Source organism: Streptomyces sp. R33 (assembly GCF_041200175.1).
GTDB classification, from domain to species: Bacteria; Actinomycetota; Actinomycetes; order Streptomycetales; family Streptomycetaceae; genus Streptomyces; species Streptomyces katrae_B.
Genome location: NZ_CP165727.1, coordinates 8,168,394 through 8,189,861 on the forward strand (window position 1 = coordinate 8,168,394; position 21,468 = coordinate 8,189,861).

Genomic DNA, 21,468 nt, shown 5'->3' on the forward strand with positions numbered 1-21,468 from the left:
GTCGGCGCCGTCGCCCTCGCCGCCTCTTCGCGGCTTCGAGGATCCGAGCATGTCTGAGGCCGCTGCGCCGTTGCATGCTCTACCAGACCCCGCGGCGCACCCCGGCGGACGGGCTCGGCAGCAGGTGCGACCCGTCTGGGCCAGGACGACGTCAGTTGGCGGTGCGAGCGGCTGCCGCCGCCGGTCCCGCCGGGGCCAGGGCGACGGCCGCCAGGTGCTCGCGGAACCAGCGGTGCCCCGGATCGGTCGAATTGCGGGGGTGCCAGGCCATCCCGAACTCCAAGGGGTCAAGGTCGAGGGGGATGGGAAACGTCCGCAGTCCCATCGCGGCGACGGTGTCGGGGAGCCAGTCGGCCAGGCTGAGCGCGACGAGGTCGGTGTCCCGGGCGAGCATCATGGCGCTCGTGTGGCTGGGCACGACCACCGCGGTCCGGCGTTGCAGCCCGAGTTCCGCGAGCGCCCTGTCGATGGGCCCGAGGCGCTTGCCGAGCCGGGAGATGCCGATGTGGTCGGCCGCGGCGAAACGGCGGGCGTCGATCCGCCCGTCGAAGAGGGGATGGCCGCTGCGGGCGATACCGACCAGCGGCATCCGCGTGAGCTGCCGGGTCCGGATCTCCGGGTCCAGGTGTCCCAGGACACCCAGTTCGACGTCCACCCAGCCCTGCCGCAGCCCAGGGCCACCCTCCACCGCCTCCGGAAGGAAGACGACATCCACCTCAGGGGCCTCCGCGTGGATCCGCTCGGTCAGGTTCCCTGCCAGTCCCACCAGCAGCAGGTCGGCAGCCTGCACAGTGAAGGTGCGCCGGAGATGCACGGCATCGAAACCGGGACCGGGCCGCAGGACGTTGTCGCAGCCGCGCAGCAACATGCTGACCTCCTCCCGGAGTTCGACGGCGCGCGGGGTCGGGACCAGCCCCTGGCCGGCCCTGACCAGCAGCGGGTCGCCGACGGCACGGCGGAGCCGGGCCAGGGTACGGCTGACCGCTGCGGGCGAGGTGCCCAGGCGCTCCGCTGCGCGGGTCACGCTGTTCTCCTGGAGCAGAGCGTCCAGGGCTCGCAGCAGGTTGAGATCCATCGATGCCTCCTGAGCTGCATTTTTACGGCTGAGTCAATGATTGAGTGCCAATCTTTGCATTGTCACGTCAACCTCCGGCGCGGAGAGTGGAGATGCCCGCGAAGACGCGCGGCATTCCCTTCACCCCTTTCAAGGAGCCGCTGTGCAGCAGTCCCCCCGTGCCGGTCGGGAAGGCGACGTCCTGGCCGTCGTCAGTCAGAGCGGACCGACGGTCTCGTTCTTCGATGCCGTCTGCGACCGGCACCTCGGCGATGTGCAAGTCCCTGCCGAGCCGCACGAGTTGTGTTTCGACCCGACGCAGCGACTGCTGTGGTGCACCCTGACGTACCACTCGGGCTACTACCACGCGAACGGCGGCCGGCGCACCGAACTGGCCGTCATCGACCCTGACACCCGCCGCATCGTCGAGGTCGTCGATCTCGCCCCGGAACACGGGCCGCACGGACTGGCGCTGGACCCTTTGCGCGGTCGCCTCTACGTCAGTGTGGAGAGTACGGACGACCGGCCCGGCGGTGTCGTGGTGATCGACACGGAGACCCGCCGACCCCTGGGCAGGATCGACACGGACGCGCCCGGCCCGCACTGGTTCGCCATCGATCCGGCGGGGCGGACGGGCTACGCCACCAACAAGGAAGCGCCGTTCGTGTCGGTCGTCGACCTCGAACGGGCCACGCTCACCGCGAAGGTCGAGGTACCGGGCAGTGAGGGCCTCGCCGTCTCCGCCGACGGCACCTGCGCCTTCGTCGCCGCGCCCTACGGCAACTTCTCCGGCACCGCCGAGGAACGGCCGCCCACCGGAATCCGGGTCATCGACACCCGGACGGCGTCCGTCGTCGACACCCTGCCCACACGGGACTTCGTCCTGCCGGTGCACTTGACCTCGACGGGCAGGCTGCTCGCGGGCGAAGTGCGCATGGCGCCCGACGCGGCCTCCCGACTCGGACGCCATGCACCCGGCCGCCTCACGGTGTTCTGCGCCGACACCCGCAAGCAGCTGGGCGACCTCGAGGTCGGCCTCTTCCCGCTGACCATCACCTCGTCCCCGGACGGTCGGCTCGCGTACGTGGCCTGCGTCGTCTCGTCCACGGTCGACATCGTCGACCTGGAGACGCTGGAGCGCCTGGCCCGGCTCAACATCGCCAAGCTCGGCGAACCCGGCGCGCACGGCCTCGCGTACCTCCCGCGCCCCGCCTGACCGCCGCCCGGACCCACCAGGCCCTGAACGCCGCGCTGAAGCGGGGAGTGAGAGTTCGGGGACGGCCCAGCTGGTCTCGACGAGGGCGACCACGGTCAATACCGGGTCGAGCGCATGTCGGATCGCGGCGGTCCGGGTCAACCGCAGCTCTTAGGATCTGCAGCATGGCAACACGACTTGTGCAGATCAATATGAAGGCCCAGGACGACTCCGCGCTCGGCCGGTTCTGGGCGGAGGCACTCGGCTGGGGTGTCGACAGCGAGGGACCCGGCGTGACCAACCTCGAACCCTTGGGATTCGCCTCCCCCGACCCTGTGGCCGTCTGTATCGACATCATCGCCCGCCCGGAACCCAAAACGGTCAAGAACCGGGTGCACCTTGATCTGGCCACCACCTCGACCGCTCATCAGACGGAGTTGGTGGCACGCCTGAAGGATCTCGGCGCGACCGTCGCCGACGTGGGTCAGGGCGACGTCCCGTGGACGGTCATGGCCGATCCGGAGGGAAACGAGTTCTGCGTCCTGGAGCCCCGCCCGGTCTACCGGGACACCGGGCCGATCGCCGCGGTGGTGGTCGACTGCACCGACCCACGAGAGATGGCCCGGTTCTGGGGCGGGGCGATGGACTGGACGCTGCACGAGGTCACCGACGACCACGCGACCATGCGCTCCGCCAAAGGCGTCGGCCCCTACCTGGAATTCCTCCGTAATCCCGACACCAAGAGCGGGTGGAACCGCGTCCACCTCGACATCTGCCCCTACCCCGGTGACGATCTGGAAGCAGAGGCAGCCCGACTGCGCGCCCTGGGAGCCGCCGACCCCGGCATCGACCAGTCCGCCATCCACTGGACGGTCCTGGCCGACACGGAAGGCAACGAGTTCTGCCTCCTCACCCCTCGCTGACCCTGGGCAACGGCTCGGGCCGGCTAGATCCATCGATCATGTGCGGGGCCAGACCCTGCCGCTCCCCGGTCACTCCACCGGGGAGGTAGGGCTTCTTGTCGCATACCGGGGGGAGCGGGTCCTCCGGCGGCATGATCGTGTGCGGGCCGCAGTAGGTGGGAGTACGCGACTCCTGTACATGCGGGCCTACCAGTCTCAAGCCCGTGGAGCCCCGCGGGTTCAGGGAAACCGACGCTTGTTCAGTGGGAACTCGCGGGTCGGTCCGTGTGCATCGGGGGGACGCCCGCGGGTTCGGCGGGAACGCGGGGGTGGACTGCGGCGAGGCGGCGGGCTTCTACTGTGACCTCAGCATCGATCTGAGCTACCGCCTGGTCGCCGCCGAATTCGAGGAAGCCGTACTCGTCATCGAGTTCGGCGAGCCGTGCCGTCAGGGGCAGCTCATGCCCGTAGAGCTGGTTGATCCGGAAAGTGAGCTCCCAAGGCTTCAGCCCGCCGGCCAGCATGCGTCGGGCGAGCGCTCGCGCGGCGGCTTCTTGGCCGGCCTCGCCGGCGGCCGGATAGAGGATGAGGCCGAGCTCATCGAGCGCTCCGGGGAGCAAGTCGTGCACGTCGTAGTCCGCCTCAGCGCGTGTGCAGGCTGCCAGCACCCGAAGTCCGGGGCTGTCCAGGCCGGCGACGAGCGCATCACAGGCAGCGCTGACGACATCGCTTGCGGGGATCTCGCCCACGTTCCAGAGAGTGGCGCGGTCCTGTAGTTCGCTGGCTGCTGCTTCGGCTTCGGGCGACGGCATGCGCCTATGTTCGCTTCAATCTCGGGCCCCGGTCGAACAGGTTTCACTGGTGCTTCTGCTCGGCAGCTTGCTCCAGCAGGCCCGCGCGGAGTCGGCGTAGCGCAATGCGGTCTTCTCGTCGAGCCCGAACGCTTGGGCGAGGTGGAGCAGATCGGGGCCCGTGGGTGAGAGCCTCTTCGAGTTGCCGGTCGGCGCGGAGACGCTCCAGCGTCGCGTCCTGCCCGCGCTTCGTGGTGCTGATCCAGTGGTTGCTGGAGCGGCAAGTCTTCGTGGCGGTCTGGGTTGTTGATCAGGGGAGTCCTTCATGATGCGTTGGAGGGCGTAGACGCCACCCGGACGCACATCTTCGGAGTCCTTGCCGCCGAGGTCCGTCCTTCGCGGGTCAGGGCCTGCTCGCTGTTGACCTGTGTGATCGATTTCCCGGTGAAGTCGACAACGGCAATTGCCCTCACGGCCGCCAGAAGGGCGGCAGACCGCTCCAACCGCGTCAACCAGCTCACGGGGCCCGGCGCTAGTGGCCGGTCGGCCGGTCATTGGCAGCGGACTTATGGAGCCCGGCGGCGCTGTCCGCGCTGCCTTGACCCCAACGGAGCCCGAACGTGGCATGGCGATCGCCGCCGTTTCCGGTCCGCGATCTGATGCCGCTGCTTGCTGCCCAACAGGCGGGCGACCGGGCCCGCTGCGCGGACCCGTGAGCCGGCGGTGTCAAGCCCCGAGATGTCGGAGCATGACCTTGGCGGGTGACTCCGGCCTACTGGAAGTGCGGCCTCACCGGAATCCCCGGGAGGAGCGGAGGCGCCGGGCGCACAAGGCGCCGAATCACTGCCAATGGGAGGAAGCCCATGTCTCGCATGACCCGGAAGCGGTCCGTCCGTCTGAGTATCGTGGCGATGGTGGCCGCGGCAGCCGCGGGAGGTGCCGTCCTCCCTGCCACGACGGCGATGGCGGCCCCATCGGCCGTGGTGAGCATGGCCCCGGTCGCCGACGACCCTGCCGAGGACGGTCCTGCCGAGGACATCCGTCCGGAGAGGATCCTTGAGGAAGGTCTCGGTCCTGCCGAGGACGGTCCTGCCGAGGACATCCGTCCGGAGACGATTCTTGAGGACGGTCTCGGTCCTGCCTAGGACACGGTGACCGACGACGACGCCACGGACGACGGCGCCTCGGACGGCGACGGGGCGGACAAGCGACTGCAGCGGAGGCCTCCGGTCTCGGCCCGCGCACAGCAGGACGCTCGGGGAGTACCCGGTAGATGCCGGCCGGGTCAGGGGTCTGCTCCTTGCCCTTGCCCGGTGAGGATGATCACCCTCCTCGTTGGAAGGGCGGTCTCAGGCTTCGGGCGGCGCATCACTGCCACGGCGCTGCCGCTGGCGGTGTTTGCGCATGGACACCTGAGAGCCGCAGCCTGTACTGCAGTACAGCCCAGCCCCGTTGCGGGTGCGGTCGAAGAAACCGAAATGGCATGGGGGGTTCCGGCACGCCTTGATGCGCCCCCAGTCGCTGCTCTGCGCAAACGTCGTCACCGCAGCCAGTACGGTTCCGAACACACGCGGCACCCCCGCCTGTGGGGAGGCCAGCTCCACGCCGCCGGCCGTGACCACCGTCGCCAGCGGGTAGAGCGAACCCACGCGTCGCAGGTGCCGCTCGGCACGCAGCAGCGGCTCACCCAGGCTTTCCTCATCGCCCGAGTGCGCGAGCAGCACAGTCACCAGGGCATCACGCAGCTCGCGTGCGACCGCGGCGTCAGCGTCGGTCGCCACGGTTTCGCCGCCGAACTCGTCGCGCTCCGCCAGCCACGCCGCGAACGAGTCCCCGTCACCGAACAACTCTCGGCGACCCGATCCGTCCGCGCGCGTGTTCACGAACGCGAGAACGGTCTCCACCGTCGGCGTGACGGTGCGTGGGCTGGGTTTGGGGGATCCGGCTCCCGCAGTGATCATCCTCCCACACTACATCAGCGTGAGCGGGTACTAATCAAGCTAGCGAGCAACCTTTCAGTCGATCTAGGTTGACGCGTTGCGAGCTAACCGCTTACGGTCGCAACATGAACCGAACATCGAACCCTCAGACCCACCTCCGCACATGGCTGATCACCGGCGCGACGTCCGGCATCGGCCGCGAACTGACGCTCCAGGCACTGGAGAACGGCGATGCCGTCTCGGCTCTCGCCCGCGACACCTCCTCCCTGGACGAACTGGCGGAAGCGCACGGTGAGCGCCTGCTCCGCATCCAGGCGGACGTACGTGACGAGCAAGCCGTCCGGGACGCGGTGGAAGGCACGCTCGCACGCTTCGGCCGTATCGACGTGGTGGCCAACAATGCGGGATACGGACTGTTCGGAGCCGTTGAGGAGGCCTCCGACGCGCAGGTCCGTGCCGTGTTCGACACCAATGTCTTCGGAGTGCTCAACGTGCTCCGCGCAACGCTGCCGGTGCTCCGCGCCCAGCGGTCCGGGCACATCCTCCAGGGCTCGTCGGTCTACGGTCAGTCCGCCCATCCCGGCGTGGGTCTGCTGGCCGCCACCAAGCACGCGGTCGAAGGGCTGTCGGACGCACTCTCGGCCGAGGTCGCACCGCTCGGCATCAAGGTCACGATCATCCAGCCCGGGCTGACCGCGACCCCCTTCCTTGCCAACCTCGATGTCGCAGCCGGCCTGGGCGACTACGACCAGACCGTCCGCGAGGTTCAGAAGGGCATCGGAGAGCTGCCGGCGTCCGCGTTCTCCGCCGCGGCGCGGATCGCCGCAGGCATCCGGACCGCCGTCGACGACCCCAACCCTCCGCTGCGCTTGGCCCTTGGCGCCTCCAGCGCGACGGGCATGCGCCCCGCTTTGGAGGCACGGATCGCAGACCTGGACGGTTGGCAGCGTGTGACCGACGCCGTCGACAGGCAGTAAGCCGCGAATCTCGCCTCGAACACGGTCATGGCGGAGGCGGCCCGGCGCTCCTCGCCGCCCGGCCATGACCGGTAGGTCTGGGCGAAGCCCCTCCCGCGATCTCACTGCGTAGCGCCCGGTCACGGATCGTAGGAGCGGCCCCGCGGGGAGCGCAGCGGAACCCGGAGCCCGCCTCAGCCGACGGGGCGGGCTTCTTCACCACGGACGCCCGCCGCCGACCAGCGCGAGCACGTCAGCAGTTCGAGCCCGCGCCGGAAGCGATTCGGGTTCCCCGGATCGGGCTCGGCAGGCCGCGCAAGCGCCCGGACCAGGTGCGGGCCGAGAGGCGTACGACTCCCGCAGCAACCGCTCCTACCTGCGCAGACGCGGTATCAAGCCACCATCCCCATACCCGCGGACCGGGTCCGCAACAGGCGGGGGCGCGGTTCGCGCGGCGGGCGTCCGCTCAAAAGCAGTGCACGGTCGTGCGGACCGGCACGTACGAAGGCATCCAGGGCGGCATGTTCGGGGCGGGGATCAGTGCTCAGTCGGCGGGGGCGGAGCGGTTGCCTCTGCACCGGTTGGTGATGCCGGCCGGGACACGGGGGCGTCCTCACCTGCATGAGGGGCACGAGTCGGCCATTTTCATCCAGTCCGGGCAGGTCGAGGTCTGGCACGGCCAAGACCTGACCGAACACGCTGTACTGCGCGCCGGAGACTACATCCACATCCCCGCGGACACGCCCCACATGCCCGTCAACACCGGTGCTGAGGACATGGTGTGCTTGGTCGCGCGCACCGACCCGGAGGAACAAGAGGGCGTCCGGCCGCTGGATCTCCCGGTCTGGCTGGCCTCCCGTGTCGGGCCGCTGCCCGTCGGGGCCGGCTGAGCGGCGGCGTCGACCCGCCTTCCAGATGAGCGGTTGGGTTCGATGGCGCAGGACCGTTTCCCGGACCTGGTGCGTTTGTCGAACAGCAGTTACCGCACGTCTCGCGCACCAACCGCACCGCCCCCGTCGAGATTCGTGGCGATCGACGCGGGCTGCTACCACGCCCTCGGCAGTAGGCAACGCAGCGGGACGCGCCGTGGCGCGGGCCGCGGCCGCGGGGAACCGGTACCCAACTGCACTGGTTTCAGCAGCCATGCCGAACACACCGTGTCCGTCCCCTGCAGCACTGAGGCCTGCCGCATGCCGGCACGGTCGAGCAGTTGACCGCCACTGCCGCGGACGCGCCATTGGCCGCGCTGCGCGGCGCCGGTGTGCTGGAGCGGATCGCTGCCCGGGTAGGCCGGACGGCCGCTGGCGCGCTGCGTGACGACGGTATTGCCCCGGTCCTGCTCCTGACTGCGTAGGACGGGTAACGGCACGGGTCGCTGTTGCCGGTCGTTCGGAAGACTGCTCCGTCACAGAACGTCAGTAGCCGGTGCCGCGCTTGACCTGGGTCCGCTCGATGCTGTGGGCCGCTCCCTTGTCGTCCAGCGTGCGGCATGCGTCGGCGATGTCCTCGGTCAGGCGGTTGATCTGTTCGCGGCTCAGGGTCTCTTTGACCAGGGCGCGCAGGATCTTCACCCGTTCCGCGTTGGGCGGGAGGGTGTATGCCGGCACCATCCAGCCCCGTTCGGCCGAGAGCTGCCAGGCGATGTCGGACTCGTCGTAGGAATGCTTGCCGGCGAGACGGAAAGCGACCAGCGGCAGCTGCTCAAGGTCGCTCCCGATCACTTCGAAGCGGCCGGTGCTGCGCAGGTTGTCCGCCAGTGCGTGGGCGTTCTCCTGCAGCGTCTTCATGACGTAGGTGTAGCCCTGGCGACCGAGCCGCACGAAGTTGTAGTACTGCGCGAGCACCATCGACGCACCGGTGGAGAAGTTCAGTGTGAACGTCGCGTCGGTCTTGCCCAGGTAGTTCTCGTAGAAGACGAGGTCCTTGGCGAGGTCGGCCTCTTCGCGGAAGACCAGCCATCCGATGCCGGGATAGACCAGTCCGTATTTGTGTCCCGAGACGTTGATCGAACGGACCTGCTCAAGCCGGAAGTCCCATTTCGAGTCCGGGTAGAGGAAGGGCCAGACGAATGCGCCGCTGGCGCCGTCGACATGGATCGGAATGTCGAGGTCCCGCTTTTTGCGTACGTCCCGCAGGAGCTTGTCGATCCCGACGACATCGTCCTTGTGGCCGGTGAACGTGGTGCCGAGGACGGCGACGACGCCGATCGTGTTCTCGTCGAGGCGGGGCTCCACGTCCTCCGGGCCGATCGTGTACTTGTCCTCGGCAAGCGGCACGATCCGCGGCTCGACGTCGAAGTAGCGGCAGAACTTCTCCCACACGACGTGGACGTCACCCCCGAAAACCAGGTTGGGCCGGTCGATCGAAAGGCCGGCCGCCTGGCGGCGCTCGCGCCACTTCCACTTCAACGAAAGCGCGCCGAGCATGATTGCCTCGGATGAGCCCTGGGTCCGACATCCGGTCGTCCTGCCGGGCGCGTGGAAGAGGTCCGCGAGCATGCGCACGCAGCGCTGCTCGATCTCCGCGGAAATGGGGTACTCCGCATGGTCGATGAAATTGCGGTGAAGGTTCTCGGCGATCAGCCGTTGGGCCTCCGGCTCCATCCAGGTGGTGACGAACGTGGCTAGGTTGCGCTGCGGGTCGCCCTCCATGGCGAGATCCACATCCACGAGCCTCATCGCGTCCGTCGAGGCCATGCCTTCCTCGGGGAAGGTCTCCGAGGGGGCAGGGACCGTCAGGAATCGGTTGCCGAACAGAGCCGAGTCGTCGCGCTTGGTCATGCCCCGATTCAACAGCGCCGGAGCCTGCCGCGGTCGAGAGACACACCGCGCGGCCGGCGCGGGCAGCAACACCGTCACAAACGGGCCAGGCGCGCGCCCGCCACCCGCACCGGCAGCACGGTCGAGACGCGGGCCCGGTTCGGCCACACCGCATCCGTCGGCACCACCGACGACGGCCGCGTCCGCCGCCTCACCGTCCGCCTCCCCGCCGCCTACACCCAGCGTCTGTTCGACAAACACCTCCAGCCCCCCGAGACGACTGGGCCCTCCGCCACACCCACCACGGGCGCGACCACTGCCGGACGTCCCGACGCGCTCTATCGATCGGGCCGGGGGTCGGGCAGGATTCCCGGTGCACCGGGAACTCCCGGCCGCGGCCGCGAGACGGAGACTGTGTGTCAGCAGGGCACGAGCAAGCGGAGCAAGCGCTTCGGGACGCGTTCTACCGCGATCCCTACTCCCGCTACGCCCTCGCCCGCCGAGCCGAGGGGCTGACCTGGATACCAGAGGTCGACGCCTGGTTGGTCGCGCGCGAGGGTGATGTACGGGAAGTCCTGCGGCGCGCCGAGGACTTCTCCTCCGCGAACGCGTTATTGCCGGACGTCCCGCTGTCGGAGGCTGCGCTGGGCGTCCTCCCGCGAGGTTTCGGGCCGCGGCCGACCGTGGTCTCCTCGGACGGCGCCGCCCACCTGCGCTACCGGGCCCCGTTGAACCGGGGCCTGTCCTCCGGCCGGATCGCGGCGCTGATGCCGTACGCGCGAGAGCGGGCGCGCGAGCTGGTGGACGCCTTCGCCGACGACGGCTCGGCCGAGCTGGTGGAGGCGTACGCCCGGCGGCTGCCGGGGCTGGTCATCGGGCGGCTCATCGGACTGGATCCCGCCGATGTCCCTTCGGCGGTGCACGGCGGCTACCGCGCCGAGGAGCTGTTCTTCCGCCCGCTGCCGCCACCCGAGCAGGCGGCCGCCGCGGAGGACGTCGTGGCGCTCCAGCACTTGCTGGACGGCTACGTCCGCGACCGCCGGGCACGCCCCCGTGAGGACCTGTGCTCGGACCTCGTGGCCGCTTTGGCCCCCGGAGAACGGGAGTTGACACTCGAACAGCGTCACGAGCTCGTGGCCAATCTGCAGAACCTGCTGATCGCCGGCTTCCTGACGACGAGCGCGCTCATCTCCACCGCCCTCCTGCACTTGCTCACCGACCGGGAGCAGTGGCTCCTGCTGTGTTCCGATCCGACGCTGATCGCCGCCGCCGTGGAGGAATGCGCTCGCTTCGACACGGCCATCCAGGGCTTCCGGAGGGTCACGACGCGGCCCGTGACACTGGGCGGGACGAAGCTGCCGGCCGGGGCCACCGTGCTCGTGGCCTACGCCTCCGCCAACCGCGACGAGCACCGACACGCGCGGGCCGACCGGTTCGACATCCGCCGTCCCATGGACCGGCGACACCTCGCTTTCGGTCACGGGCCGCACAGTTGCCCGGGATCCCGCCTGGCCCGGGCCCAACTCCGCCTGACGTTGGAGTTGTTCTCGCACGCCCTGCCCGGTCTGCGGCTGGACCCACGCCGCCCGCTGCCATCCATGCGCCCCACCCTCATCCACCGTTCGCCCGAGACCCTGCACGTGACCTGGTGAGCGATTGATTCCAACCGCGGCAGCTACTGGCCACTGCCCCAACAGCTTCTGGAATCAACCCGGTTCACGATCCCGTACGAACGGCCGCCAGGGCCGCGACGCCATGCGATCTCGTATGCCCGACGAACACCGAGAGGGAAGGGTCCCCATCCTGCAGGTTCACCTCGACGCCTACACCAGCGCGGCACGCACCACCCAGCTCGGCGAGCCGGCGGCGCAGACCGCCGCCGAGGGCGGACGGCCGCTGCTGATCTACGGCGGCTTCAGATCCCCCGGTCCCGCTTGTGCTGCCCGGTTCCGCCGGCCTCTGCGACCCGCATGCGCGGGCCGTACGGATACTCATGGTCCAGGGAGCGCAGGCACCGTGTTCGAGAACAAGTTCGATGCACATCGAGCGGGCAACGGCCTGGTAAGTCCTGAGGTTATGCGCTCTCCGGAATGAATTCCTCCGCAAGGGTTGACGCGCGGTGCCTCCCCGGCGGATTGTGATCGCCTCGGCCGCACGATCGCTGGAGGTCTCGTGAGCGAGTTCCACACAGAAGTGATGACGCTGCCCAACGGCTCAGCCGCGGGTGCGGTGCTGACAGGAGCCGGCGCGGATCTGAGCGACGAGGAGTTCCTCGAGCGGTACCCGCGCGTGGCCGAGATCCTGGCCCGCTGGGAGCGTGAGGACCTGGGCTAGGAGGGAGGCTCGATGCCTCGCCGGAGAAGCGCCCCTACCCACCTTCGCCTCGTTGGGGAGACGGCGTCCTCGCCATCCGCCACCACAGGGACTGCGAACGCATCGGACGCATCGATGCCAAGCAGCGACGCCGGCTGATCGTTCCTTATGCTGCTGGCGGATCCGCCAGGAAACGCTGCTGAACGCGGAGCCACATCGTTGGTTCTGCTCGCGGCGCTCGGCCGATGGAGGCGATCACCGCCTCGGCCGAGGACTGCACGCCCGGGACGGAGCCGCAGGTGGTGCTTGGATCGCGCCGTATCCGGATCGCTCCGACGACGGCGCGTGCGGTCTACGGTGATCCACCGGACCATCTCGGGCCGGCGTCACTCCCTGTCCTCCCCCGGGAGGGTTGCGCGCTTAGACGTCGTCGCGCTCCTCGTACACATGCGGCTTCCCGCCTTGCCAGGCGATGACCTCGGAGTCGCCGAGTACGAGGTCCTCTGGGCCGGGGACGTCGAGGCGCCGCAGGAACTCGATCAGGTCCTGGTCGGAAAAGGCGACGCCGAGGACGGTGTCGACGCCGCGGATTCGGATCACGACCCGCCGACCGCCGGTCGGGGCGATCCGGTGCACGAGGATCGGCGCATGGTCCATGGCTCCAGCCTGCTGCCGACGTCCCGGCACGGCATCCGGAGCATTCACTCGCTCCACTCTTCCGGGCCCCCGCCGAGCCAGCGGATCGGGGGCCAGCCGTCCGCCGTCTCCAAGCCGGCCGCGCGGAGCAGCTCGAGCACACCGGTGAAGCTGTGCGCTACGCCCAGGGCCCGGTCTTCGGCGTGCACGTGCGCCACGACGGACCGGCCGTCTCCGGCGAGCGGGTGGACGACGATGTACACGCTGTCGGCCATACCTCCAGGGTGCGGCCACCTGGTCAATCCAGCACGTCAAGTGCGGTGTCCGGTCGGCACTGCGTGCAGGCCCCGACGCCCTCGGCGAGGGCACGCCGGGCCGTGTCCCGGTCGGCGGGCCGGCAGCGTGACGAGGTATGTGGACGCGGACTGGGGCGCGGCGGCCGACGCCGATGCCGTGCTCGATCAGCCAGTCCGGCGGCGACGCGGGCGGCCGACGTACGGCCTCGGTACCACTCCTCCGCGGCAATCCAGCCGCAGGTCCGCTCGAGATCGCCGTCCGGCACCCGCTCCAGGAAACTGAGCCGCTCGAGACTCGAGGCGGCACCAGGACGCGCCGGGTCCCACCTTCCTGCACTGGCTCGTCACGTGCATCGATTCGTGGACCGGCGGCGTGGAGGGGGGCAGGACCGCACGGCGGGGCGTCCTGGCCGAACGGGTTCGGAGGGCCGGGCTGGGGGCCTATGCCGCCGCCCGGGCACGGGCCGCACCGCTACTTCTTCCGCTTGTACGCGCTGTCGCAGCCGGTCCACCTTCGCGCTCCAGTGGGTGCGCCGTGCCCAGGCGTCCAGCCGGTGGCCCAGCCGGACGGCGCTGTGGTGCCAGGATGCCACCACCACCTCGTGGGCCCGGACGCCGTGCACAGGGGTTCCAGGAACGACAGCCTCATTCCTCATCACCATCGCCAGGCGACTCCCAGGCGTCCCCCCTTCCGATATGGGTGCGGGGGAGGAGCGGGCGAAGACCGGCATCGGGATTGGGCGGCGGACCGTCCCGGAACCGCCGTGCTCACTGGCTACATCCCGGGTCTGCTTCTGCCGGAACCGGAACCGGAACCGGCGCCGAGCAGGGTGGGCAGATCGGCGAAGGAGTCGAGGACGTGGTCCGGGGTCCCGGAGGCGGCCCGGTGCGTCTCGGGGAGGTACTTGCCCGTCCTCACCAGTACGCCGGTGACGCCGGACCGCTGGGCGGCCAGCACGTCCGACTCGATGTCGTCGCCGACCATCAGAGCTTCGGACGCATCGGCGTCCAGGTGGGCGAGGGCGCTCGCGAAGAACGCGGGCGCCGGTTTGCCCGTCACCTCCGCCTCGGTGCGCGATGCCTTCTCGAGCCCCTCGAGGAAGGCCCCCGTGTCCAGGTCGAGGCCGCCTTCGGTGCGCCAGTACAGATTGCGGTGCATGGACACCAGCCGTGCTCCGCGCTGCAGTTGCCGGAAGGCGCGGTTGAGGGCCTCGTAGCCGAACTCTGGGCCGGCGCCGCCGAGCACGACCACGTCGACGTCCCCCTCGTCGACGAGGGTGACTCCCGGCAGGTCGCCCCGTACGTCACCGCTGTTGAGCAGGAGGCAGCGGGCGCGCGGAAAGTTTTCGCGCAGGTACGCCGCCGTGGCGGCCGGAGCGGTCAGGATGTCCGCGGCATCGACGGGGAAGCCGAGGTCGGCCAGGCGCGTGGCGATGGAGGCCCGGGTGCGGGAGGTGTTGTTGGTGACCAGCGCGATGCGCAGGCCGGCCGCACGCAGCTGCTCCATGGCGCCGACCGTCCCGGGCAGGGCCTTCCAGGAGACCGTGAGGACGCCGTCGATGTCGATCAGGACCGCTCGGATTCGCTCCATGGAACCGACGGTAGCCCAGGGGCTGCGCCGCGGTGGGCCGGTCCCGGGCGGTGAGGCGGCAAATGCCGTTGCTTTAGATGCGGCAGCCCCGGGTGGTCGGCCGAGAGCGGGGCGGCCGCGCCCGGTACGGCAGCAGGGCCCGGACCGCGCGTCGCGGTCCGGGCCCTGCTCCGTGCGGTGCCGTGCTGCGGGCGGCGGTGCGTCAGCTCTGTGCGGAGTCGTCGCCCGCCTGCCCGGCGCCCTCAGCTGAGCCTGCCTTCTCGCGCATCTTGCGCACCAGCTCCGCCTTCTGGTCGGCCGCACCTTGGCGGTCGAGATTTCGGTGCGGACCGTTGTTCTGCCGTTCGGCGCGGGACAACCTCTTGCGCTGGCCGCCGCCCATGCCCACGGGGTTGTTTATGTTCTTACTCACGGTCACGGGTTCTCCCGGTAATCATGCGAAGTGATCTACGGATTCATCGGTGGGGGACGGGCGGCGACGTCGAAGGACGTCAGCAGGGGCCCATCACGCTCTCACTCGTAAATCGGCTTCTGGAAGACGTTACCCGGTTCCGTAGGCCCCGCACACCAACCTGTCGCCGCGCCGGCGTCGGCCGGGCCTTCGGCGAGTGCCCGGGGTCAGCCTTCCCTTCGGGGAATCTCGGCACCGCCAGCGCCCGCCGGTGGTCGTCGCCACCCGCCCTGGGCAGGTCCGGATGGGCCCGTGGGCGTCGTCAGTGTTGCGAGCACACTGACGTTATGAGATCTCACTTGCGCCCCGGCGTTACGGGACTTCCCAAGGCTGATGTCAAGCCGTTCCGCGAGGGGGAGTGAAGGCTACTTTCGGCACTGGCCGCCGTGGCGGCCGCTCGTGGTCGAGACCGCCCGCCGCGCCCTCGACTACACCGGCGGCACCCTGGTAATGCCCATGACCGTCCTGGTCGAGGGGTACTGGCGCGAGATCAGCTCGGGCCTTGCCGAACATGCCATTCCGGTCCGGCACTTCGTTCTCCATGCCGACCAGGACACCCTCCGCGCGCGTATCGCGGGCGACACTGTTCTTGGCCCCAACTCCCCATTCCGTCTCCAATACCTTGATCCCTACGCCGAGGCGGCCCGCACGTGGCTGCACGCCGAGGCCGAGGTCGTCGACACCACGCACCTCACGCCCGCCCAGGCCGCCCTGCAGATCGCAGAGGCCGTCAAGATGTGAGGGGTGTCGCTCGCTCTGGGCGGTCCGGGCGATTGCCGATCGGCCCAGGGCCTCACGTGTCAGAGTGAAGAAGCGGGCGAGGGCGGGGTGCCGCTCGGCTACACCGGCTGGGCGTCGTTCTGCGACGCGGAGTTCGGTATCAGCCCCGCGCCGGCGTACCGGCTCCTGGACGTCGCCCGCGCCCTGGCCGCGACCGACGCCCCGTACGGTGCGCTCATTGACCTGGCCCGCGACATCGACGCCGGGCGGGGACGCGTACGACGCCGCCGACCGCATCCGCTCCTGGCGCAGCTGACCAGCCTGGCCCGACTCGGTCCAGGCGGAGTTCGGCAGGGCCGACGCAGAGGTGCCTGGGGATCCGGCCGGGATCGTTCGGGCGCGGTACGCGATCTAGGTCTCCCAGGAGGCGAACAGGGCGGCCGGGACCCGAACCCGCCCCGCTGCCAGAGCGGGGACACAACCCAGCAGGGTCAGGTAGGCCCACCACTGCCAGGCCGCGCCGTCGAAGGAGTAGGCGACGGCGGCCGGGATGAGAGGCAGGATGGGGACGGGTGCCAGATGCCACAGAATCCGGCTGCCTGGCAGCCGCCGGGCCAGGGCTTCGCCGATCAAGGCCGTCGGAGTGGCGAACAGCACGGCTTGGAGCAGCCCCAGGACGGCGCTGAGGAAGGCGAGCCACACCAGCGAGTAAAGCCAGTCGCTGCGCTCGATGGGCGGCCCCTCGGTGACGAGGGACAGTCCGATCAGGACGATGCCGATGGCCGCGTACTGGGCTGTTGTCGCGTACCCCGCGACGCACAGGGTCCGCCTGCCCGTCATCTTCCGCACCACTGCGCATTCCCCCTGCTCGCTCCGAGAGTACCGGGCGATCTTGAAAATGAACATGTTCAAGCATTCGTCACAGTACACCCCCGTCCCCATGCGGTGGGGGCCGGCCCGCGGCCGCTGGGGATGGTGGGAGGCTTGGTCGTGGTCAACGGGGTATGCATGCCTGATCCTCCGTACTCCAGCGGACGCCCGCGGCCGACCTGGCCGCCAGGGCCGGCCGCAGCGCTGCTGCCCGCCGGCCCTGGGGAGTGCGCGCCGCGTCCAGTTCGGCGGTCGGATGATCACCGCGGCCACCTTCCCTGCCAGGCAGTGAAGGCCTCGTCGCAGTGTCAAGATCGACCCGGGCGCCCATCCGTCGCGCTGCGCGCCGCGCGGCCGGGCCGGGTGGCAGAACCACGTGTCCTCCGATCGGGGAACCGCCCGGACGTCCCCCCCGGTGCGTTGCCGGTCGCAGTAACGGGTCGTGTCTCTCGCGCCTTGCCGGGAGCGGGGGTCCTGGTCCGTCACTGTTCCTTGGGGGCGATGGCCATGAGCAGCCGGACGTACGGGGACCAGCGGGCGCGCCGGGCCGGGCGCTCGGCACGGTCGAGGCTGTCCTCCAGCAGTGCGTCGTGCAGCCAGCGGTAGGCCAGCGGCCAGCTCAGCCGGGCGATTCCGGTGACCCGCATGGACAAGGTGTGCCGCAGCACCGTGCGCTCGTCGTCGACCGGCAGCACGGCGTACTCGTGAAAGCCGTGGAAGCCGCGAGGACCGCTGAAGGTGAACCGGACCCAGGTCCCCGGGGCGTACGCGGCGACCGTGTAGCGGACCGGGCCGTGTCCGCCTTTCGCGCCTGCGGACAGCGGACGGTCGAACTCCATGGGGGACCAGGTCCGGTGCGGCCAGAGCCGGTCGGCCGGCCCGTCGGAAAGGGAGTCCAGGAGGGCGCCGGCCTCGGCCGCGCTCATCGGCAGCAGGCGTTCGTGGACGTTGTGGACGGGCATGGAGCTCCTTCAATTGGAGAGTAACCTCTAATTGAATTGGAGAGTACTCTCTGATTCATGCCGAGACCACCCCGCTTCGACGCCGACGAGCTCCTCGACGCCGCCGTCCTCCTCGCAGCCAATGGCGGCCCGGCCGCAGTCACCATGTCCGCCGTCGCCCAGGCCGTCGGAGCGCCCAGCGGATCCGTCTACCACCGTTTCCCGGGGCGCCCTGCGCTCCTCGCCGAGGTGTGGCTGCGTACCGTCGAGTACTTCCAAGAGGGCTACCTCGCCGCCCTCGACGGCGATCCCGACCCCCGCAGGGCCGCCCGCGCCGGCGCCCGACACGTCGTGGCCTGGAGCCGGGCCCACCCGCGGGAGGCGGCGCTGCTCCTGTACGGCGCCGAGGAGTTCGGCCGGTCCGGCTGGTCCGAGGAGCACCGGGAACGCGCAGATCGAGGCAACGAGCGGGTGTTCGCCCGACTCGGCATGCTCGGCGCGGCCTTCGGCCTGACCGGGCCCGAGGGCCGGGACCGGATCGCCCTGGCCCTGATCGACCTGCCGCTCGGCGTGGTCCGCCGCCCCCTGCGGTCGGGGAACCCGCTGCCCCCGCACGCCGAGGACCTCGCCGAGGAGTCCGCGGCCGCCCTGCTCGGCTGAACGGCGTTGCAGAAAGCTCGGTTCGGGGCATTTGCCCGTACGGGTGGGGTGTTGCGGGCTGAGCCGGTGTGGGTGGAGGCCTCACGGGTCTGTCGATGGGGCGTTCGCCAGGCTGTTTGAGGATGGCGTGGGGGCGGGGCGGGAACAGGCCCGGTGGTGGCCATCCGTGGTGTCTGGCGGTGGCGGACCGGATGCTTGAACGGCCCTCCCACCCAGAGCGCTCCGACACGGCAGAAAGGCCCGGATCCAATTCAGGATCCGGGCCCTTCCGGTGTAGTAGCGGGGACAGGATTTGAACCTGCGACCTCTGGGTTATGAGCCCAGCGAGCTACCGAGCTGCTCCACCCCGCGTCGGTGAACCCCACCCTACGGCACCGCCGGGTGCTGTTCGACCAGTTTTCCCGCAGGGTGCCAGCCGTCGGGTTCCTCCGGGGTGACGGCGGTCTCGTGGAGCGGCGCGCGTTTCGAGGCGGTGCACGCTTTCGGAAAGCAGGGCGCGGGCGTCCTGGAATCCCGGGAAGCCCATGGCCAGAGGGCTGGAACAGTCCTACCCCCTCTACCGCAGGCTCGGCCTGGCCTCCGTCGGATTCGAGCGCCTGAGCCATGAACACCTCAGCGCCACGATCTACCTCGTACGCGTCCGATGGATCTTCTACGACCAGGACGGCAAGCGAATGACCGACAGCCTCGCCAGCTACATCCTGCGCCGCGGCGACGGGGGCCTGCGGGCGTTCGTGTGCGTCCCCGCCGACGACGTCGAGAAACTACAAGCCCTCGCCGCCGAGAAGGGCGTCAGTCTGTTCGGCGAGACCCCGGGGGAAGGCCAGGCGCACGAGAGTCCGGCCTGACGACAACTCCTCGCCGGGGGCCCGGCACGCCGCCGGGCCCGCTGCCCGAACAGCCGGCCGCCCTCCTGGCCGAGACGGCCGAGCAACTGCCGCCACGACCGCGGACGCGCCGTTGGCCGCACTGCGCGCCGCTGGCGCCCTGTGCGACGACGGTATATCGGCAGGCCGCACGGTTGCCCGGGACCACGCTTGGTCCGGGCCCAACTCCACCCGACGTTGGAGCTGTTCGCACACGCCCTCCCTGCCCGGTCTGCGGCTGGACCCACGCCGCCCGCTGCCCTCCATCCCCGCAACGCCGCCCCACCCGAATATGGAGCCTCGGCCGGCTTCAACGCCGAACTGGCCGGCTTCCTCGCGGCACTGGGCCTCCCCGGTCCTACCGGCTGACCGAGCCGGGCGCACGGCCGTCGGGTCCGGCGTATCGGTTTGCGGTATGGACGGAACGCGCCTGCTCCAGGACCGACGCCTCGATCAGCGCCGCGGTACCCGGCGGTGCAGCGCCGTCGTCGGACAGAAGCGGACCCGTGACGGCCCCGGGTGGGTCGGTCGCGCCCTGCTCTCGCACGGGAGCTGCGAAACCGAAACTGGTGCACAGGCGTCCTGACGGGTAGTAGTAGAACCGAGGGTGCGGGGGCTTGCGCATTGCGCGGGTCGGTCGTGCACCGGGCCTCGTGCCCCCGCTTCCGAACCGAAACAGGTCTCATGTCGCCGTCTTCTGTTCTGTGGATGCTTTCCTTCGCCTTTGCCCTGCCGGGTGCCGTGCTCGGTGCGGCGTCGTACCGCAAGGTCCGGGAGACCCGGCGTCTGCTGCGTGACGGCGTGCGGGCCCAGGGGGTTGTGATCCGCCTCGAGGCGATGCGGATGGAGGGCGGGGGCTCGGACGGCTCGATCACCATCCGGAGCACCGGGACCACGGCGTATGCGCCGGTCGTCGCCTGGACCACGGCGGACGGCCGTGCCATGGAGACCACGTCGGGCGTGGCACGCCCGCTCAACAGGACTCCCGCCGCCGGGACCCGGGTCGAGGTCCGCTACGACCCCGCGCATCCCTCCCGGTGGATACTTCCGGCCGGAGGCAACGGCCTGTGGTGGGTCTTCGTCGGAGTCGGCGCGCTCTTCACGGTGATCGGGCTCGGGTTCGGCGTCGGGGCGCTGTACGCGTAGGCGCCCTCTGCCCAGTCAGGGCGGCTCGGGGAAACGCCGGGCGAGGGCCCCATGCCCGGCCTTGCGTTCCTGAACACCCGCCGGCGCCATCGCCTTCCACCACGCATCCGTCATCCGGCTAAGGAGCAGGGCCGGGCAGCGCGCGACCACGAAGGCTGCGGTCTTCACCAAGACGGTGGTGGCCCGCTGGTCGCGTCCGGCCAGGAACTGTGAACATTCTCGTTGTTCGGCTCTGTCGGGGCCACGGACCTCGAGGAATCCGGCCCGCGCGGGTCTTGGGCGTGGACTGATTCGCCCCTTGCCGGTTTCGGTTTCGCCGGAGCGGATCCCCGTCCGCGGGCCGGGCGATACCGTGGTGACACCACGCCAGATGACAGTCCAGGAGTCCCGGATGAGCCAGCACCCGGCCACAGCGCCCGTGCCCGAACGTCTGCCCCTTGACGAGCACGCTGCCGCGTCCGTCCTTGCGTACGCGGCCGACCAGCGGGCGAAGGTCGACGTCCTCGCCTCGGTGCTGGAGGACATCGCCGCCCACGGCTACCCTGCCCCGGAGACCGGGATGCTGTGGGAGACCGCCCGCGACGCCCACCTCGCCCGCCTCGCTGATGAGCAGCCCCGTGTCGCCTGACCCCTCCGCCCGCCGCTCACGCGTCGTCATGGTCGAGCCCGCACTCACCCAGCTCGCCAAGCTCACCGCGAACGAAACGCACCGCCTGGACCGGGCGATCGTCGCCATCAGCGTCAACCCGGAACTCGGAACGGAAGTCCCCGGCACTCTGCTGCGCGACTACGCGGACGAGATCGATGCGGTCCGGGTGATCTACTACGTCACCGCCCTGCAGACCATCACGATCGTGGCGTACGTCGAAGCCTGAACACCGAACAGCAGCGCCGGGGCCTGCTCGGGTCCGGGGCGCTGCTGTGTCTGTCGCACGGTGCGGGCGTTGGGTGATGCGGACCGCCGCCCGGCGGCTATTCACCCCGACGGCTGAACAGGGCTGATGCGTTCTCAAGTTTTGACGTCCTCCCCGCCCTAAAGGGACGCTCCGTCGCCTCTGAGACGGCAGTCGCGGAGGATCTTCCAGGTCTTCATGCGGGCGAAGACGTGCTCGCACTTGCGCCGTCGCCCGCCGGACCTTGCGGTAGCCGGCCGTGTCGGGACGGTTCTTCGGCGTCTTGCGGCGGGCCATCATCCGCTGGTCCCGCGCGAGTTTCTGCGCGGCACTCTTCCCGTGCCCGGCGTGCGGGAGGTCGTGCGCGTCGCAGGTGGTCGTCGCAGTCTCCCTGATCTCCCAGTCCACGCCGATCACCCTGCCGGTCTGCGGCAGGTGCTGCACCTCGTCCCCGGCGGCGGAGTGGTGGGCAGGGTTCGTCGCACGGG

23 protein-coding genes, 1 tRNA gene and 2 pseudogenes are annotated in these 21,468 nt (G+C 70.0%); 14 read left to right on the top strand and 12 right to left on the bottom strand.

The annotated features are described in order from the left end of the window. Positions 1-151: 151 nt before the first annotated feature. The gene (locus tag AB5J51_RS37540; protein ID WP_136224052.1) at positions 152-1,075 is read right to left on the bottom strand and encodes a LysR family transcriptional regulator; all 924 of its coding nucleotides are present in this window, start codon (positions 1,073-1,075) and stop codon (positions 152-154) included. Between the two features lie 142 nt (positions 1,076-1,217). Between AB5J51_RS37540 and AB5J51_RS37545 the strand changes: the two genes are divergently transcribed. Beyond that, positions 1,218-2,270: a YncE family protein gene (locus AB5J51_RS37545; protein WP_369779798.1), complete on the top strand. Its 1,053-nt coding sequence runs from the start codon at positions 1,218-1,220 to the stop codon at positions 2,268-2,270. A 164-nt stretch (positions 2,271-2,434) separates the two neighbouring features. Further along, a complete protein-coding gene (locus AB5J51_RS37550) occupies positions 2,435-3,172 on the top strand; it encodes a VOC family protein (protein ID WP_369779799.1) in 738 nt (245 codons plus the stop codon). A gap of 239 nt (positions 3,173-3,411) precedes the next feature. Here the strand turns inward: AB5J51_RS37550 and AB5J51_RS37555 are convergent, their stop codons facing one another. Further along, positions 3,412-3,963, bottom strand: coding sequence for a hypothetical protein (locus AB5J51_RS37555; protein ID WP_369779800.1), 552 nt, complete (start codon positions 3,961-3,963; stop codon positions 3,412-3,414). Positions 3,964-5,291: 1,328 nt separating this feature from the next. Continuing rightward, entirely contained in the window at positions 5,292-5,903 is a 612-nt protein-coding gene (locus tag AB5J51_RS37560) for a CGNR zinc finger domain-containing protein (RefSeq protein WP_053790649.1), read from the bottom strand. 104 nt (positions 5,904-6,007) lie between these two features. Here AB5J51_RS37560 and AB5J51_RS37565 point away from each other — a divergent pair, with 104 nt between their 5' ends. The 3 genes from AB5J51_RS37565 (at position 6,008) to AB5J51_RS37575 (ending at position 8,192) form a co-directional block, all read left to right on the top strand. Then, complete coding sequence (locus tag AB5J51_RS37565; RefSeq protein ID WP_369779801.1) at positions 6,008-6,859, top strand: SDR family NAD(P)-dependent oxidoreductase; 852 nt, start codon at positions 6,008-6,010, stop codon at positions 6,857-6,859. Positions 6,860-7,323: 464 nt separating this feature from the next. Next, complete coding sequence (locus tag AB5J51_RS37570) at positions 7,324-7,728, top strand: cupin domain-containing protein (protein WP_369779802.1); 405 nt, start codon at positions 7,324-7,326, stop codon at positions 7,726-7,728. Between the two features lie 320 nt (positions 7,729-8,048). Next, positions 8,049-8,192 carry a hypothetical protein gene (locus AB5J51_RS37575; RefSeq protein ID WP_369779803.1) on the top strand — a complete coding sequence of 48 codons (144 nt, stop codon included), beginning with the start codon at positions 8,049-8,051 and terminating at the stop codon, positions 8,190-8,192. A 61-nt stretch (positions 8,193-8,253) separates the two neighbouring features. Here AB5J51_RS37575 and AB5J51_RS37580 read toward each other — a convergent pair whose 3' ends face one another. Continuing rightward, positions 8,254-9,618 (bottom strand): glutamate decarboxylase, encoded by a 1,365-nt coding sequence (locus AB5J51_RS37580; protein ID WP_369780377.1) that lies wholly within the window; start codon positions 9,616-9,618, stop codon positions 8,254-8,256. 87 nt (positions 9,619-9,705) lie between these two features. Between AB5J51_RS37580 and AB5J51_RS37585 the strand changes: the two are divergent. The 3 genes and pseudogenes from AB5J51_RS37585 to AB5J51_RS37595 all read left to right on the top strand — a co-directional run. Beyond that, positions 9,706-9,852: pseudogene (locus tag AB5J51_RS37585) on the top strand (XRE family transcriptional regulator); the annotation flags it as partial. Positions 9,853-10,013: 161 nt separating this feature from the next. Beyond that, entirely contained in the window at positions 10,014-11,249 is a 1,236-nt protein-coding gene (locus AB5J51_RS37590) for a cytochrome P450 (RefSeq protein ID WP_369779804.1), read from the top strand. 520 nt (positions 11,250-11,769) lie between these two features. After that, positions 11,770-11,931 (top strand): hypothetical protein, encoded by a 162-nt coding sequence (locus AB5J51_RS37595; RefSeq protein WP_159047393.1) that lies wholly within the window; start codon positions 11,770-11,772, stop codon positions 11,929-11,931. A 399-nt stretch (positions 11,932-12,330) separates the two neighbouring features. On the opposite strand, the gene AB5J51_RS37600 is transcribed toward AB5J51_RS37595, so the two are convergent. The 5 genes from AB5J51_RS37600 to AB5J51_RS37620 form a co-directional block, all read right to left on the bottom strand. Next, entirely contained in the window at positions 12,331-12,567 is a 237-nt protein-coding gene (locus AB5J51_RS37600) for a hypothetical protein (RefSeq protein ID WP_136224060.1), read from the bottom strand. Between the two features lie 44 nt (positions 12,568-12,611). After that, positions 12,612-12,821: a hypothetical protein gene (locus AB5J51_RS37605; protein WP_369779805.1), complete on the bottom strand. Its 210-nt coding sequence runs from the start codon at positions 12,819-12,821 to the stop codon at positions 12,612-12,614. 23 nt (positions 12,822-12,844) lie between these two features. Next, the gene (locus AB5J51_RS37610; protein WP_369779806.1) at positions 12,845-13,108 is read right to left on the bottom strand and encodes a DUF6233 domain-containing protein; all 264 of its coding nucleotides are present in this window, start codon (positions 13,106-13,108) and stop codon (positions 12,845-12,847) included. 509 nt (positions 13,109-13,617) lie between these two features. Next, entirely contained in the window at positions 13,618-14,433 is an 816-nt protein-coding gene (locus AB5J51_RS37615; protein WP_369779807.1) for a TIGR01458 family HAD-type hydrolase, read from the bottom strand. Positions 14,434-14,635: 202 nt separating this feature from the next. Beyond that, positions 14,636-14,851, bottom strand: a complete 216-nt coding sequence (locus AB5J51_RS37620; RefSeq protein ID WP_199828193.1) for a DUF6243 family protein — start codon at positions 14,849-14,851, stop codon at positions 14,636-14,638. Positions 14,852-15,253: 402 nt separating this feature from the next. Between AB5J51_RS37620 and AB5J51_RS37625 the strand changes: the two are divergent. After that, a pseudogene (locus AB5J51_RS37625) lies at positions 15,254-15,625 on the top strand (ATP-binding protein); the annotation flags it as partial. 390 nt (positions 15,626-16,015) lie between these two features. Here the strand turns inward: AB5J51_RS37625 and AB5J51_RS37630 are convergent. Further along, entirely contained in the window at positions 16,016-16,444 is a 429-nt protein-coding gene (locus AB5J51_RS37630) for a hypothetical protein (protein WP_369779808.1), read from the bottom strand. A gap of 512 nt (positions 16,445-16,956) precedes the next feature. After that, complete coding sequence (locus tag AB5J51_RS37635) at positions 16,957-17,436, bottom strand: SRPBCC family protein (RefSeq protein ID WP_369779809.1); 480 nt, start codon at positions 17,434-17,436, stop codon at positions 16,957-16,959. A gap of 57 nt (positions 17,437-17,493) precedes the next feature. Between AB5J51_RS37635 and AB5J51_RS37640 the strand changes: the two genes are divergently transcribed. Further along, a complete protein-coding gene (locus AB5J51_RS37640; protein WP_369779810.1) occupies positions 17,494-18,075 on the top strand; it encodes a TetR/AcrR family transcriptional regulator in 582 nt (193 codons plus the stop codon). A gap of 277 nt (positions 18,076-18,352) precedes the next feature. On the opposite strand, the gene AB5J51_RS37645 is transcribed toward AB5J51_RS37640, so the two are convergent. After that, positions 18,353-18,426: transfer RNA gene (locus AB5J51_RS37645), tRNA-Met, on the bottom strand. A 173-nt stretch (positions 18,427-18,599) separates the two neighbouring features. Here AB5J51_RS37645 and AB5J51_RS37650 point away from each other — a divergent pair. The 4 genes from AB5J51_RS37650 to AB5J51_RS37665 all read left to right on the top strand — a co-directional run bounded on the left by AB5J51_RS37650 (position 18,600) and on the right by AB5J51_RS37665 (position 20,962). Next, a complete protein-coding gene (locus AB5J51_RS37650; RefSeq protein WP_369779811.1) occupies positions 18,600-18,923 on the top strand; it encodes a hypothetical protein in 324 nt (107 codons plus the stop codon). A 726-nt stretch (positions 18,924-19,649) separates the two neighbouring features. Further along, a complete protein-coding gene (locus AB5J51_RS37655) occupies positions 19,650-20,087 on the top strand; it encodes a DUF3592 domain-containing protein (RefSeq protein ID WP_166663248.1) in 438 nt (145 codons plus the stop codon). Between the two features lie 391 nt (positions 20,088-20,478). Then, positions 20,479-20,715 carry a hypothetical protein gene (locus AB5J51_RS37660; RefSeq protein WP_369779812.1) on the top strand — a complete coding sequence of 79 codons (237 nt, stop codon included), beginning with the start codon at positions 20,479-20,481 and terminating at the stop codon, positions 20,713-20,715. Continuing rightward, positions 20,705-20,962: a hypothetical protein gene (locus AB5J51_RS37665; protein WP_053790636.1), complete on the top strand. Its 258-nt coding sequence runs from the start codon at positions 20,705-20,707 to the stop codon at positions 20,960-20,962. The genes AB5J51_RS37660 and AB5J51_RS37665 overlap by 11 nt, the downstream gene beginning before the upstream one ends. Positions 20,963-21,468: the final 506 nt, after the last annotated feature.

Excerpts from the sequence above, each read along its gene's own strand:
- AB5J51_RS37635 (WP_369779809.1), bottom strand. The coding sequence starts at position 17,436 with ATGCCCGTCCACAACGTCCACGAACGCCTGCTGCCGATGAGCGCGGCC.
- AB5J51_RS37580 (WP_369780377.1), bottom strand. The coding sequence starts at position 9,618 with ATGACCAAGCGCGACGACTCGGCTCTGTTCGGCAACCGATTCCTGACG.
- AB5J51_RS37615 (WP_369779807.1), bottom strand. The coding sequence starts at position 14,433 with ATGGAGCGAATCCGAGCGGTCCTGATCGACATCGACGGCGTCCTCACG.
- AB5J51_RS37550 (WP_369779799.1), top strand. The coding sequence starts at position 2,435 with ATGGCAACACGACTTGTGCAGATCAATATGAAGGCCCAGGACGACTCC.
- AB5J51_RS37560 (WP_053790649.1), bottom strand. The coding sequence starts at position 5,903 with ATGATCACTGCGGGAGCCGGATCCCCCAAACCCAGCCCACGCACCGTC.
- AB5J51_RS37640 (WP_369779810.1), top strand. The coding sequence starts at position 17,494 with ATGCCGAGACCACCCCGCTTCGACGCCGACGAGCTCCTCGACGCCGCC.
- AB5J51_RS37630 (WP_369779808.1), bottom strand. The coding sequence starts at position 16,444 with ATGACGGGCAGGCGGACCCTGTGCGTCGCGGGGTACGCGACAACAGCC.
- AB5J51_RS37660 (WP_369779812.1), top strand. The coding sequence starts at position 20,479 with ATGAGCCAGCACCCGGCCACAGCGCCCGTGCCCGAACGTCTGCCCCTT.
- AB5J51_RS37600 (WP_136224060.1), bottom strand. The coding sequence starts at position 12,567 with ATGGACCATGCGCCGATCCTCGTGCACCGGATCGCCCCGACCGGCGGT.
- AB5J51_RS37655 (WP_166663248.1), top strand. The coding sequence starts at position 19,650 with ATGCTTTCCTTCGCCTTTGCCCTGCCGGGTGCCGTGCTCGGTGCGGCG.
- AB5J51_RS37605 (WP_369779805.1), bottom strand. The coding sequence starts at position 12,821 with ATGGCCGACAGCGTGTACATCGTCGTCCACCCGCTCGCCGGAGACGGC.
- AB5J51_RS37650 (WP_369779811.1), top strand. The coding sequence starts at position 18,600 with ATGGCCAGAGGGCTGGAACAGTCCTACCCCCTCTACCGCAGGCTCGGC.
- AB5J51_RS37540 (WP_136224052.1), bottom strand. The coding sequence starts at position 1,075 with ATGGATCTCAACCTGCTGCGAGCCCTGGACGCTCTGCTCCAGGAGAAC.
- AB5J51_RS37565 (WP_369779801.1), top strand. The coding sequence starts at position 6,008 with ATGAACCGAACATCGAACCCTCAGACCCACCTCCGCACATGGCTGATC.
- AB5J51_RS37555 (WP_369779800.1), bottom strand. The coding sequence starts at position 3,963 with ATGCCGTCGCCCGAAGCCGAAGCAGCAGCCAGCGAACTACAGGACCGC.